Origin of the sequence: Pedobacter frigidisoli, assembly GCF_004331675.1 — a bacterium.
Taxonomy (GTDB): Bacteria; Bacteroidota; Bacteroidia; order Sphingobacteriales; family Sphingobacteriaceae; genus Pedobacter; species Pedobacter frigidisoli.
This window is the reverse complement of record NZ_SJSN01000015.1, coordinates 114,273-133,210: the sequence shown is the minus strand read 5'-3', so window position 1 is coordinate 133,210 and position 18,938 is coordinate 114,273. Positions and strand designations below refer to the sequence as shown.

Annotated in this window: 14 protein-coding genes; 10 read left to right on the top strand and 4 right to left on the bottom strand. The window is 36.2% G+C overall.

Annotation, left to right across the window (positions count from 1 at the left end):
- Positions 1-269 (top strand): IS66 family transposase (locus tag EZ449_RS17695; protein ID WP_131561350.1); only part of this gene is annotated, 269 nt, incomplete at its 5' end.
- Between the two features lie 916 nt (positions 270-1,185).
- Here the strand turns inward: EZ449_RS17695 and EZ449_RS17690 are convergent.
- Positions 1,186-2,970, bottom strand: coding sequence for a glycoside hydrolase family 15 protein (locus EZ449_RS17690; protein ID WP_131561347.1), 1,785 nt, complete (start codon positions 2,968-2,970; stop codon positions 1,186-1,188).
- A gap of 350 nt (positions 2,971-3,320) precedes the next feature.
- Here EZ449_RS17690 and smc point away from each other — a divergent pair, with 350 nt between their 5' ends.
- From smc to EZ449_RS17670, 4 genes are all read left to right on the top strand, one after another.
- Positions 3,321-6,860 (top strand): chromosome segregation protein SMC, encoded by a 3,540-nt coding sequence (gene smc / locus EZ449_RS17685; RefSeq protein ID WP_131561345.1) that lies wholly within the window; start codon positions 3,321-3,323, stop codon positions 6,858-6,860.
- A 293-nt stretch (positions 6,861-7,153) separates the two neighbouring features.
- Positions 7,154-7,363 carry a DUF2281 domain-containing protein gene (locus EZ449_RS17680; RefSeq protein WP_131561343.1) on the top strand — a complete coding sequence of 70 codons (210 nt, stop codon included), beginning with the start codon at positions 7,154-7,156 and terminating at the stop codon, positions 7,361-7,363.
- Positions 7,363-7,653, top strand: a complete 291-nt coding sequence (locus EZ449_RS17675) for a type II toxin-antitoxin system VapC family toxin (protein WP_131561341.1) — start codon at positions 7,363-7,365, stop codon at positions 7,651-7,653. Before EZ449_RS17680 ends, EZ449_RS17675 begins: the two co-directional genes overlap by 1 nt.
- Positions 7,654-7,668: 15 nt before the next feature.
- Complete coding sequence (locus tag EZ449_RS17670; protein WP_131561338.1) at positions 7,669-8,619, top strand: M28 family peptidase; 951 nt, start codon at positions 7,669-7,671, stop codon at positions 8,617-8,619.
- Here the strand turns inward: EZ449_RS17670 and rsmG are convergent, their stop codons facing one another.
- Both rsmG and EZ449_RS17660 read right to left on the bottom strand, forming a co-directional pair.
- Complete coding sequence (rsmG, locus tag EZ449_RS17665) at positions 8,620-9,255, bottom strand: 16S rRNA (guanine(527)-N(7))-methyltransferase RsmG (RefSeq protein ID WP_131561336.1); 636 nt, start codon at positions 9,253-9,255, stop codon at positions 8,620-8,622.
- A 24-nt stretch (positions 9,256-9,279) separates the two neighbouring features.
- Positions 9,280-10,407, bottom strand: coding sequence for a glycosyltransferase (locus tag EZ449_RS17660; protein ID WP_225872359.1), 1,128 nt, complete (start codon positions 10,405-10,407; stop codon positions 9,280-9,282).
- 231 nt (positions 10,408-10,638) lie between these two features.
- On the opposite strand from EZ449_RS17660, the gene tgt reads away from it, so the two are divergent.
- From tgt to EZ449_RS17635, 5 genes are all read left to right on the top strand, one after another.
- Positions 10,639-11,769, top strand: a complete 1,131-nt coding sequence (tgt, locus tag EZ449_RS17655; RefSeq protein WP_131561334.1) for a tRNA guanosine(34) transglycosylase Tgt — start codon at positions 10,639-10,641, stop codon at positions 11,767-11,769.
- 1 nt (position 11,770) lies between these two features.
- Entirely contained in the window at positions 11,771-12,874 is a 1,104-nt protein-coding gene (locus EZ449_RS17650) for an LptF/LptG family permease (RefSeq protein WP_131561332.1), read from the top strand.
- Positions 12,874-13,752 carry a DMT family transporter gene (locus tag EZ449_RS17645; protein ID WP_131561330.1) on the top strand — a complete coding sequence of 293 codons (879 nt, stop codon included), beginning with the start codon at positions 12,874-12,876 and terminating at the stop codon, positions 13,750-13,752. The genes EZ449_RS17650 and EZ449_RS17645 overlap by 1 nt, the downstream gene beginning before the upstream one ends.
- A gap of 1,314 nt (positions 13,753-15,066) precedes the next feature.
- Positions 15,067-17,871 (top strand): TolB-like translocation protein, encoded by a 2,805-nt coding sequence (locus EZ449_RS17640; protein WP_131561327.1) that lies wholly within the window; start codon positions 15,067-15,069, stop codon positions 17,869-17,871.
- Positions 17,872-17,875: 4 nt separating this feature from the next.
- Entirely contained in the window at positions 17,876-18,154 is a 279-nt protein-coding gene (locus tag EZ449_RS17635) for a lipopolysaccharide assembly protein LapA domain-containing protein (protein WP_131561325.1), read from the top strand.
- Positions 18,155-18,492: 338 nt separating this feature from the next.
- Here EZ449_RS17635 and EZ449_RS17630 read toward each other — a convergent pair whose 3' ends face one another.
- Positions 18,493-18,789, bottom strand: coding sequence for a response regulator (locus EZ449_RS17630; protein WP_131561323.1), 297 nt, complete (start codon positions 18,787-18,789; stop codon positions 18,493-18,495).
- Positions 18,790-18,938 lie beyond the last annotated feature (149 nt).

The following is an 18,938-nucleotide window of genomic DNA, read 5'->3' as shown; positions in this document are numbered from 1 at the left end:
ACCTTTATGATGGCAGCCTTCAAATCGACAACAACCTGGTAGAAAATGCAATAAGACCGGTGAGCCTGGGCAGGAAAAACTATCTCTTCGCCGGAAGCCACGAAGCAGCGCAAAGATCAGCAATGATCTATTCTTTCTTTGCGATCTGCAAGAAGCATCAGGTGAATCCATACAAGTGGCTTAAATACACACTGGAAAATATAATGTCAATAAACCACAAGAAAATTAAGGACCTGTATCCACAGAACTTTAAAAATATAGGTGGATAATCAAATATGCACTTTATAGGCTGCATACAAATGCATTATAGGATGATTAAAAAAAACCGTCATTTCGAGTGAAGCCGAGAAATCTTTGAACCGAAAATCCACAGTTCAAAGATTTCTCCATTCCGCTGCGCCTCAGTCGAAAAGACGTTGGTAATCTGAACATTTCAACAAGCTCGATGAGACAGCTCGAAAAAAATCCCGCAGATTAAGAAGATTATCGCTGATTTGATCAGCGTAGATCTTCGTAGTCTGCGGGAAAAATTAGGACAAATGCTCACGCTTCGGTTCGTGTCCTCACGACTCGAAATAAAATAATAGACATAATCTTCGTGTGATTTGTCATTCTGAGTTTGTCGAAGAGTTTTTTAAAACATTTCGACAAATGCATTATAGGATGATTCAAAAAAACCGTCATTTCGAGCGAAGCCGAGAAATCTTTGAACCGAAAATCCACAGTTCAAAGATTTCTCCATTCCGCTGCGCTTCAGTCGAAAAGATGTTGGTAATCTGAACATTTCGACAAGCTCAATGTGACAAACCGAAAAACAATCCCGTAGATTAAGAGGATTATCGCTAATTTGATCAGCGTAGATCTTCGTAGTCTGCGGGAAAAATTAGGACAAATGCTCACGCCTCGGTTCGTGTCCTCACGAATCGAAACAAAATAATACGCATTTAATCTTCGTGTGATTTGTCATTCTGAGTTTGTCGAAGAGTTTTTTATAACATTTCGACAAATGCATTATAGGATGATTCAAAAAAACCGCCATTTCGAGCGAAGCCGAGAAATCTTTGAACCGAAAATCCACAGTTCAAAGATTTATCCATTCCGCTGCGCCTCAGTCGAAAAGACGTTGGTATTCTAAACATTTCGACAAGCTCAATGCGACAGCTCGAAAAACAATTAGGACAAATGCTATAAAAAAACTGGTCTATCCAACTTAATCGCAATGCGATAAGCGGCATTCATCAATCCTACATGGCTATATGCTTGTGGAAAATTACCCCACTGACTTCCCGTTTTCGCATCAACATCCTCACTAAACAGCAGCAAATGATTACAGTATTTGATAATATTTTCAAATTCTTTAATTGCATCATCTATTCTACCCACACAAGCCAAAGCCTCCACATACCAAAAAGCGCAAATTAAAAATGTAGTTTTTGGTTTACCAAAGTCATCTTCGTGAATGTACCTATAAAATAGGCCATCTTCGGTTTTTAACTCTTTCTCTAAAGCAATTAAATGATTTTTCGCCCTATCTGATGCAGGGTCTAAATAATTCATCACAATTAATTGCAAAGTGCTCGCATCTAAATGCGGACTACCAATCGCATTGGTGTAAACTTGTTTTACGGGATCGTAACAAGCCTCAATATGAGCTGCAGCTTTATTAATTAAAATCTGTGCCCTATCCTCAAAATCCTTATTTCCAATAGTTTTGGCCATTTTTAACGCCGCATTTGCACCTGCCCATTGGAATAAATTACTGTAGCAATGTACATTCGCTATATTTCTGAACTCCCAAATTCCGGCGTCCTTTTCATCAATTGTTCTCTCAATTTTAGAAAGTACACCTTCAATCCATTTTATAGAATCACTACGCTCCGAAAATACAAAACGATGATCAGTATAAAGTGGAAGCATAGAGATTAAAACCTGACCATATATATCATTTTGGATATGCTCATAAGCCTGGTTTCCTATCCTAATGGGCTTTTCGCCGGCATAACCTTCTAAGTGGTCGAGTGTAGATTCTGTAATTACCCTTTCTCCACCAATGCCATAAAGTGGTTGATAACGTTCATCTTCAGCAATGGAAATATCGGATAAATAGTTAAAATACTTTTCCATTTCCTCAAAATGGCCAATGTGATTTAATGAGGTAAGTACATAAAATGAATCTCTAAGCCAACAATATCGGTAATCCCAGTTTCTGGTACTACCAGGTGATTCTGGTAAACTCGTTGTACTTGCAGCGATTATCGCACCTGTATCTTCATATTGGTGGATTTTTAAAACCAAGGCCGAACGAATTACAAAAGGTTGGTAGAAACCCGCAATTGATGAATGTTTGATCCATCTCCTCCAATAAGCTACAGTATCTCTTAAAAAGTTTTCGGCGGTGGTTTTAATTGGTGCCTCTAAGTTGTAGCCATAAGTTAAGATGAGGTATTTTGGTTCGTTAAGTACGAAATCTTTCTCATCCAAAATATAATTTAGGGATACATCAGTACTCAATTGTATATTTTCATCGGCGCCAATATAATCGATGTGATTGCTTCCTTGGCTGGAACGCATTTTGCCATGTCCATAATCATAAACTGGATCGCATTTCACCGTAATTCTCGGGCTACCCTCCAAAGGTTCGATTTTACGGATGAGCATTAGAGGCTTGAAATAACGCTCATAAAGATGAAATCGTGGAGCAAAATCTGTAATTCTATACTTGCCATCTTCTGCAGTTATTTCCGTTCTTAAAACATTGGTATTTTCGATATAATATTGAGTAGAAGTATATTCTCCCTGTGGCAAAATTGAAAATTCGCCGCCTTTTTTCTTATCCAATAAACTCCCGAAAACGAAAGGGCTATCGAAACGAGGCCAGCAAAGCCAGGATATATCTGTGTTTTTATTTACATGCGCTATAAATGCACAATTTCCTATTATTCCTGTTTGATAAAGGTGTTGTTCAGCCATAAGCTATTTTTAAGTTTCTTTACTAACAAGCTTATGCCGAAAATGTTGGAGCAGAAAGGGAATTTTAACGATTTGATTGGTCGTTCTGCATGGAACAGACCTTTGTTAATAAGCCTGATTGGAGTGGAAATCTTTTTGATGCTCCTTCGACAGGCTCAGGATGACAGCAACAAAAAATTGAAACGAAAAGCAGGGCTGCAGCCTGCCAAAATATGCTGATCGTTCACTTCTAAAATCGATACTAATTTTCCCTTAAGTTGAGGGGTGGTTAACGTTTAAATTCCACATCTTAGTTTGAAAAACCCCGAAATAATCCTTAATATTGGATTCGGTTCTCCCGATTACAAACCATGCAACTTACTCGATTAGAAATTAAAGGATTTAAAAGCTTTGGTGATAAAGTGACCATCAATTTTAATGAGGGAGTAACGGCTATTGTTGGTCCGAATGGTTGCGGAAAATCGAATGTAATTGATGCCATGCGTTGGGTTTTGGGCGAGCAAAGTACCAAAGCCTTACGTTCTGAAAAGATGGAAAACATCATCTTCAATGGGACTAAAAACCGTAAGCAAGCCCAACTGGCCGAGGTTTCTTTAAGCTTCGATAACACCAAAAACATTCTTCCTACAGAATATTCGCAGGTTACCGTTACCAGAAAATTGTACCGAAATGGCGACAGCGAATATCGCTTAAACGATGTTCAATGCCGTTTAAAGGATATTACGGATTTATTTCTTGATACCGGAATTGGCTCGGATAGTTATTCGATTATCGAGCTGAAAATGGTTGATGAAATTATTACCAATAAGGAACATAGTCGCCGTTCGTTGTTTGAAGAAGCCTCGGGAATTTCGAAATACAAACTACGTAAGAAACAGACCTTTAATAAGTTAAAAGATACAGAAGCTGATTTAGAGCGTGTGGAAGATTTGCTTTTTGAAATAGAAAAGAACCTAAAAACACTTGAAAATCAAGCCCGTAAAGCAGAGCGCTATTACAAGCTGAAAGAGCAGTACCGCGAATTAAGTGTTCAATTAGCAACTCATCGAATCGCCTTTTTCCGTACTGATTTAAATGCGCTGGAAACCCAAGAACAAAGCCAGCAAATAAATAGAACAGAATTAAGCACTAAAATTGATACCCAAGAAGCTGAATTACAAAAACTTAAACTGGGTAGCATCAATCAGGAGAAAAACCTTTCTATCCAACAAAAAGCTACGAATGAACTGGTTTCGAAAATCAGAGCTTACGAAAGCGAGAAGAAAGTGAAGAACGAACAAATGCGTTTTCTACAGGAAAAGGAAACCCGTTTATCGGGCGAATTAGAGAAAGATAAGAATCAGGTTAACCACATTAAATACAACATCAAGCGTTTAAACGAAGAAGTTTTAACTGAAACCGATGTTTTCAATAAAGTAGAATCTGATTTGAAAGCCTTGAAATTATCGCTGGACACACTTCGTGAGCAACAACAAACTGAAAAGAATAGAGTTGATAACTTGGTAAAGTCAGTCAATGATTTGCAAAATCAGGTTTATCAATCGCAAAAGGAAATCGATATTTTAAACATTCAAAAGGATGCCTTGGTCCAGGAAACCAACAGAAACGTTGATGACACCGAAACCAAAACATCAGAATTAAAGGCATTTGATAATGCTTTGGCTGAATTGGATATTCAGGTTTTGGAGAAGCAGACCAATATTAAACAACTAAAAGGAGCTGAGGAAATCTTGAAAGAGAAATTGGCAGAATCAGAAGTAAATTTAAGTTCAAATAAAGAAAAACTGACTGCCGAAAATCGTAAAAAAGATGCGAAGCAGAATGAATACAACCTTACCAAATCTCTTGTAGATAGCTTGGAGGGCTTTCCTGAATCGATTCGTTTCCTTAAAAAGAATAATGCTTTTGCCAAAAGCGCTTTACTTCTTTCTGATATTTTATTCTGTAATGAGGATTACCGAATCGCCATTGAAAATTATTTGGAGCCCGTAATGAATCATTATGTGGTAGATAAATATGCTGATGCTGTGCAAGCAATTAACCTTTTAACGGACGCAAGTCGTGGGCGAGCGAACTTTTTTATTCTGGAAAACGTTCCTGATAAAAACCCTTTTCTCGCCACCCATGAGGGCTTAATTTCTGCTTTATCTGTTACTGAGGTTGATAAAAAGTACCAGCATCTTTGCAATTTGCTCTTGCAAAATGTGTATATCGCCATTGCTGAACAAGAAAATATTTTCAAGGAAACTCCAACGGAAAGCTTAACTATTCTCGCTAAAAACGGAAAATATGCGCAAACGAAATTCACTTTAGCAGGTGGTTCTGTTGGGTTATTTGAGGGAAAAAGAATTGGTCGTGCTAAAAACCTCGAAAATTTAGCGAAAGAAATCAAGGCTTCAGATTCACTGATTAATCAATATACTTCAACGATTTCGGCAGAAACTGATAATATTTTTAATCTGAAAGAAGCATCAAAAATCAATCAGATTAATACTTTGCAACAAGAATTGAATCGCTTTATTAATGAGCAAATTTCTGTTCAAACGCGTCGCGACCAATATCAGGAGTTTATTACGACCAGTGAAAATCGTAAAACCGATATCGCCCAGAAAATTATTTCGATAGAAAAATCTTTATCTGAAAAACTTCCTGCTTTGGTGGAATTGCAGAAAAAGCAACAGCAAGACCACGTTAACCTACAAGAACAGCAATTGAATTATCAAGAACTGGCCGATCAGGTTAATGAATCGGCAGGAAAATACAATCAGGATAATATTCGTTTCCATCAGCAACAAAACAAGTTAGCGGGTTTAGAAAAAGATTTAGATTATCGTTTCGTACAAGAGGAAGCTTTGGATAAGCGAATTACTCAAAATGACAAGGAACTCCAAGAAACTTTGACTCAAATTACAGCCACTTTGCAGCATACCGATTTAAGCGATGATACGCTTTTAGAGATGTATCAGCAACGCGAAGAGCTAGAAAAAGGGCTTGCTGATGTAGAAAAGGAATATTTCGAAAGCAAAGGCACCATCAATGAGCTGGAGAATAATATAACACTTATCCGTAAAAATCGTGAAGAAACTGATTTCCTATTGACTGAAATTAAGGATAAAAAGAATACCTTAAAAATAGATTTAAACTCGTTGAAAGAACGTTTAGCGGTTGAATTTAACATCGATATTAACGACCTTTTAGAAAACGAGACAGAAATTGAAGCTTTAGAAAGTGAATTTGAAATTCGCCAAAAAGTAGAAAAAATGAAGCGCCAGCTGGATGAATTTGGCGCCATTAATTCTATGGCAATGGAGGCTTTCCAAGAAATGGAAGAGCGTTACACTTTTATTCAAAATCAGAAAAAAGACCTTAACGCTGCCAAAACCGACCTTTTGCAAACGATTAAAGAGATTGATGATACCGCAAAAGATAAGTTTATGCAGGCTTTTACAAAGGCCCGTGAACATTTCATCGTGGTTTTCCGTTCGCTTTTTAATGAAGAGGACAGCTGCGATTTAATTTTATCAGATGTAAACAATCCACTAGAAGCCGATATTGATATTATTGCTCGTCCGAAAGGCAAAAGACCATTGTCTATCAATCAGTTATCAGGTGGAGAGAAAACGCTCACCGCCACTGCCTTATTATTTTCACTTTACCTTTTGAAACCTGCTCCGTTCTGTATTTTCGATGAGGTTGATGCGCCATTGGATGACACCAACATTGATAAATTTAATAACATTATCCGCAAATTTTCCGATCAATCGCAGTTTATTATCGTATCGCATAACAAACGCACCATCGCCAGCACCGATATTATTTATGGCGTTACCATGGTAGAACAAGGCGTTTCGAGAGTTGTAGCAGTAGATTTAAGAGAAGTGGCGGCATAGTCAAAAAGGTAGAAGGTTTAAATTCGGAAAGTAAAAAGCTGAAAGACTAAAGACCACAGCTTAAAGCGAAAAACCCAATGGATAAACTATGAGCTTATATTTTCTCAAATGCCTTATATGGTGAAAAGTAAAAAGCTGAAAGACCAAAGCTTAAAGCGAACCTTTTATAAATTATGAGCTTTGACAACTTTAATAGTGCTACAGCAAGAAAGTTGTCAAAGCTGTAATACACCACAGCAAACAACGTTAAATAACATAACGAAAAACGTATATTTGTGATAAGCAGTCACAATATGTTAGCTACAGTAAAAGGATATTACGAAAAAGGGAAAATTACCTTAAAAGAAAAAGCACTGGTACAATCAAAAACTGATGTTATTGTTACTTTTTTAACAGATGAAAAACCTAAGGCTTCGAAAAGAATTCCTGGTGCTTTTAAAGGAAAAGTAACTTTGCCTGATGATTTTAATGAACCTTTAGATGATTTAAAGGATTATATGTAATGCCATTAAACCACCTTTTTGAAATCTCAATAAAACAATCATTAGGTAAGTTAATTCATTTCGACATTACTGTTGAGGACATTTATCATCAAGCTCTAATAGATGGTTTTACTTTTATACCAATAGAAAATTCATCAATATTTAATTATGGAAATATTCCGTTATTAAACGAACATCGTGACCCATTTGACAGGTTATTAATTTCTTCAGCAATACAAAATGAAGCTACACTATTATCTGCTGATGAAAAATTTAAACTTTATACAAATATCCTAAAGCTACTTTGGTAGCAATTCAATTTAAACATGAAAATCCTATATATCATTCCCTTAGCCATCATGCTAAGCTGCTGTTCATCAGTCAAAAATCAAACAACAACAGGCTCAGGAAAATTAGATACCCAACTTTTAAAAGATGTGGAAGTATTATCTTCTGATGCGTATCAAGGCAGAAAAACTGGCACTAAAGGCGCTGAAATGGCAAGGGCATACATTATTGAGCGATTTCAAAAATTAGGCTTAAAATCTTATCCTCAAAATGTTAATTATGCACAAGAATTTACTTTCAATGCTAGAGGCGGTACAAAAGTAAACGGCACGAATATAATTGGCTACATTCAGGGCAAAGGCACAAACGTAATTGTAGTTTCAGCGCATTACGACCATCTTGGGGTTGTAAAGGATGAAGTTTTCAACGGAGCAGACGATAACGCATCAGGAACTGCAGGATTAATGAAAATCGCGGCTTACTTTGCCAAGAATAAACCAAACAACACCATCATATTTGCTTCATTTGATGCCGAAGAAATGGGTTTACAGGGCGCAAAGGCGTTTGTCGCTAATCCGCCCGTAAATATCAATACAATAGCTGTAAATTTAAATATGGATATGATTAGCCACAGCGATAAAGGTGAACTTTACGTAGCAGGCACGTTCAAATATCCAAATTTGAAAAAATATGTAGATACCACAAGGAAAGATATCAAAGTTATTTTAGGTCACGATGACCCTAAACTTGGTCATGATGATTGGACAAATCAAAGCGACCAAGGTGCTTTCAACGCTAAGAATATCCCCTTTCTATACTTTGGCGTAGAAGATCATAAAGATTACCACAAAGCAACAGATGAATATTCTACCATTACGAAACAGTTTTTCAGCGATGCGGCAAACGCTGTTTTAGAAGTCGTGAAAAGTATAGATAAACAAACTGGTTTACAACTCTCCCTTAAAGATAAAATGATTATGAAAAACTAATTATTGCGGCACATAAACCACGTACTTGGTCTCAAAAAAGGCCTCCTCAAAATAAGCTGATAGCGGATATAATTCTGCTTTCAGTTTTGATTCCTTGATCTCCTCTGCCAAATCGCCGCCCTTTAAGTAAAGAATTCCATTTGGAATTGCATTTAATGAGTCTTTCTTAAATTTTCCTTGAATCCAAGGGTAAAATTCTCCAAGACGAGTAACCGCTCTCGACACCACAAAGTTGAATTTTTCTTTAACTTGCTCTGCCCTTAAATGATCAGCTTTTAAGTTTTCTAAACCTAAGGCAGACGCCACTTCCTTAACCACTTTTATCTTTTTTCCGATAGAATCAACCAAATGAAATTCAGTTTCTGGGAACAAAATGGCTAATGGAATACCAGGAAAACCTCCGCCAGTTCCAACATCTAGAACAGATTCTCCAGCTTTAAAATTGCAAACTTTTGCTATTCCCAACGAATGTAAAACGTGGCGTTCGTACAATTCTTCAATATCTTTTCTCGAAATTACATTGATTTGAGCGTTCCAAAAGCTATATAGATCAAACAACTGAGAAAATTGATCAATCTGTTTCGCTGTTAAATCGGGGAAATATTTTAAAACGATATCGGGTTTAACTTCAGACATATTGTAATTCTTAAAGATTATAACTTATTTCCAACTTACTTTTTTCTTGCTGAACAAGCCTAAAAATCCGTTAAAGGTTAAAAATAAAAACAAAAGTATATCTAAAATCGGGAACCACCAACGTAAATCGCCGCAGTTTAGTCGTTTCAACAATTTTGGATATATAAAAGATCTTATTATAATACTCAACAAAAGAATTCCGCCAGCGATGTATTGGGCATCTCTACTTAAAAACAGGCAACCTGCAAAGAATCCATAAAATAGAAACTGAACTATTATTTGTAAGCTCAAAATAAATTTGTGCTTTGATTTATATAGCTTTCCAGCGCCAAAATGGCGTTTTTTTTGCTTAAGGTAAGCAACCCATGTGCGATTAGGCTCACTCCAAACATGGCTGTCTTGATGTAATCTTATTTCAGTATTATATTTATTAGCATGTGCGTTCACAAACAAATCATCATCGCCAGATGGGATGTGCATGTGGGCAGCAAAGCCTTTATTCTTAAAAAATAAAGCTTTTTTATATGCCATGTTGCGACCAACCCCCATGTAAGGCATTCCTTTTAAGGCAAAAGAAAGATAATTCACGGCAGTGAAAAATGTTTCGAAACGAATCAGTGCATTGAGCAATCCACGTTTTTTCGAATAAGGAGAATATCCTAAAATTATTTCAGTTTCCTCATTTTCAGATTGTTGCATATCCATCAACCAATTTTCCGAAGATGGTACACAATCCGCATCAGTAAAAACCAACCAATCGTATTTGGATGCCTTTATTCCCATCGTTACAGCAAATTTCTTCCCCGCTAAAAACTTATCGTTATCTAAAATTTTAACTACTTTTAAATTGCTGTACTTTTTAGCTTTCTGCTCTAAAAACTCCTCCGTACCATCCCACGAGCGATCATTAACAACCACAACCTCAAACCCCGGATAGTTTTGAGTCATTAAAGTTGGCAGGAATTGATCGAGATTTGCAATTTCATTTCGAGCACAAACAATAACACTTATCGGTTTCCGAGCCAAGGCTGGAATTTCCTCTATCGCGGTATTTGCTAATTTTAAATGGACAAATAAGACATAATATAGCTGCACCAAAAGGCAAAATGCCAGAATAGAAAGCAGAATAATTTCAAGTGTAGTTAATATCACGATGATAAAATAAATAGGCGCAAATTTCTGATTTTTAATCTGTAATACACTTTTATGTTGATAAAAAATTAAACAAAAATATGCCCTCAATTTTTGCTATTTTTGGCAGATTTTTGACGAGAAAAAACACCTTATAAACAGGCTATCATCAAAATAACAATTAGTATCTTGTTAAAAAGATTTTGATGATAGTAAGCTCCATCTTACAGTGGAGGAAATATATAAAAACAGATGAAATTTAGTTTACAGGCTAACGATCCACTATCTAAAGCCAGAGCCGGAACAGTAACAACTGCCCATGGCGAAATACAAACCCCAATTTTTATGCCCGTAGGCACAGCTGGAACGGTTAAAGCCGTGCATCAGCGTGAACTTAAGGATGATATTGATGCAAAAATCATTTTAGGAAATACCTATCACTTATATTTAAGACCAGGACTAGATATTTTAGAGAAAGCTGGTGGATTACATAAATTCATCGGATGGGATCGCCCTATTTTAACAGATAGCGGAGGTTATCAAGTGTATTCTTTAAGTAAGGTTCGTAAAATCAAGGAGGAAGGAGTAACCTTTCGTTCGCATATTGATGGCTCGAAACACCTTTTCACACCAGAATATGCAATGGACATTCAACGTACCATTGGTGCAGATATCATTATGGCCTTTGATGAATGTACGCCATATCCATGCGACTATACCTACGCTGCTGAATCAATCAAAATGACTCATCGTTGGCTAAAACGCTGCTGCACCAGATTCGATACTACGCAACCGAAATATGGTTTTGATCAAACGCTTTTTCCTATCGTTCAGGGTTCTGTTTATAAAGATTTAAGGATTAAATCGGCAGAATTTATCGCCAGCATGAACCGTGAAGGTAATGCAATTGGCGGTTTATCAGTTGGAGAGCCTGCCGAAGAAATGTATGCAATGACGGAAATTGTGTGCGATATATTACCTTACGAAAAACCACGTTATTTAATGGGTGTTGGTACACCAATTAACCTTTTAGAAAACATTGCTCTGGGCGTTGACATGTTTGATTGCGTAATGCCAACCAGAAATGCTAGAAATGGCATGTTATTCACTAGAAATGGCATCATCAATATTAGAAATAAGAAATGGGAAAATGATTTTTCTCCTTTGGATGCTGAAAGTGATTTGCACGCCGATTTGGTGACTAGCAAGGCGTATTTAAGGCATTTAGTTCATAGCAAAGAAATGCTTGGCGCACAAATTGCCACCTTACATAACCTACACTTTTACATCTGGTTGGTAAAAGAAGCCAGAGAAAAAATAGTGTCGGGAGAATTTTACGAATGGAAGAACAAAATGGTTAAAATATTGGGCAATAAGCTATAAAATGAATATCATAAAGGGAAACATAAAAATTATCGATCGATATATTATTGGTAAATACCTGGGTACGTTTGTTTACACCTTGGCTATTTTCGTGATCATAATCGTTGTGTTTGATTTATCTGAAAAGATGGATGACTTTATGAAAAGTGGCTTAAGCTTTTGGGGCATTTTAGCGAACTATTATGCAGGCTCTATTCCATTCTATGTTAACATGCTTTCTCCCTTAATTAATTTTATTGCTGTAATTTTCTTTACCGCTAAAATGGCCGATCAAACAGAAATTGTGCCGATCTTGAGCGGAGGAGTAAGTTTTAATCGATTTTTATGGCCGTATTTTATTTCTGCGACAATTATTTTCTCCGCTAATTTGGTATCGAACTTGTATATTCTGCCTTATACCAATACGTTAAAAAACAGTTTTGAAAACACTTATGTAAAGCGTAGCGATCCATCAACAAAGTCAAACATCCACATGAAATTAGATGACAAGACTTACATTTATATTGATAATTTCGACAATAAAACAAACTCCGGATATAGGTTCTCGCTTGATAATTTTAATGGCGATGTGCTTACCAAAAAGATCATCGCAGAGAACATAAAATGGGATTCCGTTAAAAGAAAGTGGCAGCTTAACTCTTGGTCTATCCGAAAAATTGATGGTTTAAAAGAAACCATGATTTATGGTAATGGAAAAGTTAAGGATACCATTTTAGATATGCGTCCGGATGATTTTTCTGCCTACGATAATGTTGTTCAGAATTTAACCACAAAAGAACTTTCTGAGAAGATTAGAAAGGAAAAGATAAGGGGCACAGGTATTATGAACGACCTAGAGTTTGAGCAATACAAACGCTACTTTCACCCACTATCAGCCTTTGTATTAACGCTAATTGGCGTTGCCTTATCATCGCGTAAGGTTCGTGGTGGCGTAGGCGTATCATTAGGCATTGGCATATTCATTAGCTTTGCTTATATCGTATTTAATCAGTTTACACAAATGTTCTCTACAAAGGGTGGACTACCTCCTTTTTTCGCAGTAGTGATGCCAACAATCTTTTTTGGTTTACTTGGATTCTACCTACTTAGAAAAGCTCCAAAATAATGGAAGCAACAAAAAAAAACCTTCTGATTTTACATTTTACAGTTTTGATTTGGGGCTTTACCGGAGTACTTGGAAAGGTGATTTCTATTGATGCAGTTCCACTTGTTTGGTATAGGGTTTTGATTGCTACATCAACACTCTTAGCTTGGTTTTTAATTACAAAAAAGAGTATTAAAATTTCAAGAAAACAATTCTTTCAGTTCTTTTTAACGGGTGGAATTGTGGCCATTCATTGGATACTTTTCTTTTATGCGATTAAAGTTTCTACAGTTTCCGTAACCTTAGTTTGCCTATCCTCATTCACACTATTTACTGCAATTTTAGAACCATTAATTAAAAAACAGCCTATCCAAATAGGAGACATTTTAGTTGGTTTACTAATTATTGTAGGGATTTATTTGATTTTTAAATTTGAAACAAAATACACGCTGGGCATAATTTTAGGACTGTCTGCAGCTGTAGCCTCTAGCTTATTCTCTACCATAAATTCTACTCTTGTACAAAAAAGCGAGCCATCAATCATTGGGTTTTATGAGTTAGTTGGCGGGCTTTTCTGGATTACCTTATACCGTTTTTATGATGGATCACTTCTCGGTTCTTCATTTAATTTAAGCGGAAAAGATTGGTTCTACATCGGCATTTTAGGAACACTTTGTACCTCGGTTGCGTATGTAGCCGGCGTATCTGTAATGCGAACTTTATCAGCATTTCGCGTAGCACTTATAACGAATTTAGAACCTGTATACGGCATCATTCTGGCCTACTTTTTCTTTAAAGATAAAGAGCAAATGACAGGTGGATTCTACATCGGCGCTTTGATTATTTTAAGCTCAATATTCCTATATCCAATCTATAAAAAGAGACAAAGCAAGCAATAGTAAATGCATTAATTCTTCAGCAAAAACCACTCATCTCATTTATAATTTTTCACGTTTAGGAATAGCTTTAGCAGCTTGTGAAACAGGGGCAAAAGCTGGCAAATTACGGCTTTAAATATAAGCTTTTGAATAACCTAGATCTTATAAATAAACCCTTAAAAAGGCAACAATTTTAGGCTTAGAATGAGAGATGGCTCTCTTTCCTTCAAGTAAAAGTAACAATGGATTTTTAAGTTTTACTCACTAATAAACCTAGCATTTTTTCATAGAAAAAGCCTTAACAAATTATTAATTTTTGTGGGATTTTGATGTTCGCTACGCTACAACTAAATTCCAAATGACCAATTAAAATCATATCAGTTACAATCAAACGTGCTAAAAGGCCACAATTCTCTAAGAATACAGAAAGTAGCAACACACATTATAAACTACTGATTAACAATAATATACAAAACAAAAGCCATTATCATTTAAAACAGTAATAATTAGCCGTTCCAGTTAAATATGGCAAGGAAATGCAGTTATGAACCTATTTTTTATGGGTTTTTCCGTACAAAACGGGTAGAAAAACATACATCTTTCCAAAAATGTGGATCGAATTTTGGAAGAAAATCAACTCATATTTAATAGAAATATGAGTTTTAATCAGAGAGAACCTGATCAAAATATGGATGTTCATCCGCACTTATAAACTGTTTCGATTTGTGATAATGAGTAGATTTGAGAACAGCTCCAGATTTAAAAGATCAAGGAAAAGATGATTCACATTCAGACATTTAGTCAGCAATTTAATATTCTGCTCCAAATATGATGGAAACTAAACATCAACGATTAGTGTTAAAAACCTAGCGTAATCGTGTTGAAAAGTTAGAATTTTCAGTCTAAATAATCCAGTACTTTTCCAAATTCTATCATGTGAATCACTATTAATATTTAGATAAAACTCCAAGTCAAAATGGAACTAAATGAATATAAAAGCAGCCAAAAAATTAGCTATTTTATTCTAAAGCAAAGCGTATTCAAATCCAAAATTTGTATGCAAAATTCAAAATCATCCAAAAAATTTTCGAAGAAAATCGATTAATAAGTGTAAATTAAGAGGGTAAAAAAGGAAGTAATATAATTTCGAAAATGAGTTGATTTTAGATTTAATTATTACTTAATTAAATCACTTAATTATTAATAAACTCATTTTATATAACTAACATATTATTTTAAAAATCAATAACTTATGGTTATTTACATAAATTAAAAATACATAATAATCAACCATACAAAAGTCAACAAAACTAAATATATTAGCATTAGATTTACATGAATTTAATTAAAGCAAATAAAAAACTATTTATCATATACTTAAGTACGTTTACATTAAGTTTTGTTTCACTATCAGTTTTTGGGCAAATTTTCAGCACTACACAAAACCCACTTAGTGTAAAATGGAACTACATTCAATCTGCAGGCTTTAAAATCATCTATCCACAAGAACTGGAAAAAGAGGCGCAAAGAATGGCCAATACCCTACCCTTTATCTACCCTAAAATCGGACTAGGTTTAAGGCAGCAAAACACTTCCATTCCCCTCCTACTGCAGAACCGCGGAACCCTTGCAAACGGCTTTGTTCAGCTCGCTCCAAAGAAGTCTGAATTCTATGCAACACCGCCTCAATATTTCGATAGTCAAGATTGGTTGAATAACCTCGCTGTTCATGAACTTCGACACATTGCACAGTTTGACAAATTGACAGGAACACAGGCACACCCGTTCCCTGAGCTGCTCTACTTCGCCTATTTTGGAGCCGGCATACCCACATGGTTTTTCGAGGGAGATGCCGTGGTAAACGAGACCGCTTTGACCGAGTCGGGCCGAGGTCGCCAGCCAAATTGGATCATGCCATTTCGGACTTCGATTTTGGAGGGTAAAAAATTCTCATATAGCAAAGCGTATTTCGGGTCGAACAAAGATGTAACTCCTGGCTACTATCAAACCGGTTATTTGATGGTAGCCAACATGAAAGAAAAATACGGACAGTTCATTTCCGACAGTCTGCTTGGCGACATTAGAAAAAGGCCAGTAAGGCTTTACCCATTTTCACAAAGCTTGAAAAAATTCACGAGAGAAAACACCAAAAAATATTTCCTCTCCACCCAAGAAAAATTAGCAGAAAAATGGAAAGCACAGGGAGCAAAAATTCAAACGGAAAATTATGAAAGTCTGAACAAAAAAACATCGCTAGCAACCAATTATTTTCTTCCTGTTCGGTTAAACAAAAATCAGATTTTAGCCCTTAAAGAAAGTAAGCAAGATGCTCGATATTTTGTTATCATCAACAATGATAAATCAGAGCGAAAATTATTCGGAGTTGGCTACCAAGAACAACCTTGGTTCAGCTATAAAAATGATGTTTTAGTTTGGGATGAAATTCGCTACGACCCACGTTACAAACAGCGAAGCTACAGCGTAATTTGTTCGTACAATTTAAAGACTAAAAAATTCAAAAAATTGAGTAGCCAAAGTCGCCTCTTCTCCCCTAGCCTGGCGGATGATGGGAAGAAAATCGTAGCTGTAAAAGTTGAACTTAATAACCAATTTAACTTGGTAGAAATTGATGCATCATCTGGTATGATTTTGAAAACTTATCCCAACCCGGAAAATGAAATTCTACAAACTCCGAGTTTCGATAAAACTGGAAATCGTATTGCTTACATTGGCGTAAGCGAGAAAGGAAAAAATTTATGGTTGATGGAGGGCGATAAAAAAACGCGACTCATTTCGAACAGCAGACAACAGTTGAGCCGTCCAATTTTTCTAGGTGATAAAATTGTTATCAATGCACACTTCAACGGCATCGATAACATTTACAGTATCGACATTACTTCTAAAAAAATCAGTGCACTGAGCAGTTCCAAATATGGCGCTTTTAATCCGACGGAAACAGAAGATGGTAAAATCATTTTCAACGATTATAAAATCAATGGATATGAAATTGCAGAGCAAGCTATCGCAGAAAAATCAATAGGCGAAAATGCTTTTGTAGATTTTTCTTCTGCAGCAGAAAAGCAGGAAAATACAGGTAATGTTTTCGAGAATATCCCAGACAGTATTTTTCAATCTAAGCGTTTTCGTCAAGGCTTAAATTTATTTAGTTTCCACAGCATTATTCCGGTAATTGATGACGAATATGTTTTTGGGATGGAGCTTCAATCGAACAATTTATTGAACACGATGGATTTTTACACAGGGGCAAAATACCACCGAGATTTAAAGCGTTTCGAATACACAGCCGATATTAGCTATAAGGCGCTTTACCCTGTTTTGAGCCTAACATATCGCAACCGACCAAAACGAACGTTCTATCGAGCTAAAAATGCGATTCAGCAAGGTGATTGGCGAGAGAACTATATCAAGCTGAATGCATCGGTTCCGCTTTCGTTTAATGCCAGAAATAACACCTACGCTTTTACGCTAAATGCGGCGACAAGTTTTACGAAACGTTACCTGCCAGAGAACATGCCTACCAACTTCATTCGCGAGCTAAAATTCCCGATGGAATATAATTTCACTTTCAATCATAGTGTAAGAACCACCGAAAGAGACATCGCTCCAAAATGGGCACAGGTTTTAAGGGCGACCTACAACCACCAACCTTTCGATAAAAACCTTGGCGGCGAAATTTTGGCTTTAGAGAGTTTCCTTTATTTCCCTGGCTTTGCGAAAAACCATTCCTTTTTGGCGAGTTTCAATTACCAAAAAGCGAGTGGTGTAAACCAATATGCAACAGAAATTGCCACCGTGTATGGCTACAACAACATTTTAGCGAAAAGCAAATTACAAAACAGTATGCTTTTCAATTATCGTTTCCCATTCGCATTTCCCGATTGGGAGTTAAGTTCGTTAGCTTATGTACGCAATTTCAGGGCTGGTTTATTTTGCCATTATGAAAACATTGGTTTAGATACGAATATCGGTGAGCCAAAAACTTACGGCGTAGAATTGAACAGTAGTTTAAACATTTTGAGGTATCAACCTGTTGTTGATGTCGGAGCGAGATTGGTTTTTGTTAACAAAATTTACAATCAAAATCCGATATTAGAGTTTTCATTTAACTATAGCTTTTAAACCAATGAGCGCTAAAACCATTTCCATTATCATCCTAACCGCATTATTAACCATATTTTTAATGGTAAATACCGAGCCGGTCGATTTCGATTTCCTGGTTACATCAGTTGCAGTATCTAAACTTTTAGTCATAGGAGTTTGTGTAGTTATCGGTTTTATCATTGGCTTCATCGTTGGCCGACCAAGAAAAACAGTGAGCAGCTACGATGATGAGATTGAAAAACAACAACCAGTTTCTAATAAAAAGGAATTGAGCGATGAAGACAGAGATTACATTTCCTAAGATTGTTGGATTTTCTGGATATTTCTTTGGAAAGCAAAACCTGAACTTCGATTAAAGGTTAGTCGGGCTTTCCGCTAAATCTTTTATAATGCTTCTGTCATACTGAGGCACGAAGTATCTGTTTCATCGGAGGCAGATTCTTCGTGCCTCAGAATGACAGCGTGAACAAAGTTTCTGCTAATTTTAAAAGGATACCGCTGCAGTCCCGTTTAAAAAGCAAGGAAACTGCTACTATTTGAGTTAGCTTAGCGAGACGCCTAAAACATCTACGGGATGTTGTTTTAGTTTTGACAACTTTCCTTTCTCTTGTGCTATTAAAGTTGTCAAAGATTATAAATTTAACCTAATGCAGTCATGATTTCGCCATAAAGCAATCCACTTCCACCACCGTAATGCTGAATGATTTTAATTTTGGGTTTTAGCACATTTACATTCTCTCTAAGCGCTTTTTCACAATTGGGATTAATACCATTACCCAAAAGAACCAAATCAACATGTTGGGCTTTTAAAATTGACATCGCTTCTTCATCAGTACAAACACAAATGCCTTTCCATTCTGGTCGGGCATTAAGCAGGCGGTTCATCACGATCGTAATTTCTGGATCTCTGCCGATATAAAGTATGGTAATTTGCATATACATTAATATTAAATTGGGTTTAAGATTTGGATTTCCTTCCGGCAAGGCCAAAGCACTAAATCTTCGTTCCACTCAAATCGGCCTGACAAATTTTTCGGCAAGTACAGGCAAATCCTAAGCACTAACTTCAATAGAAAAATTTTAAG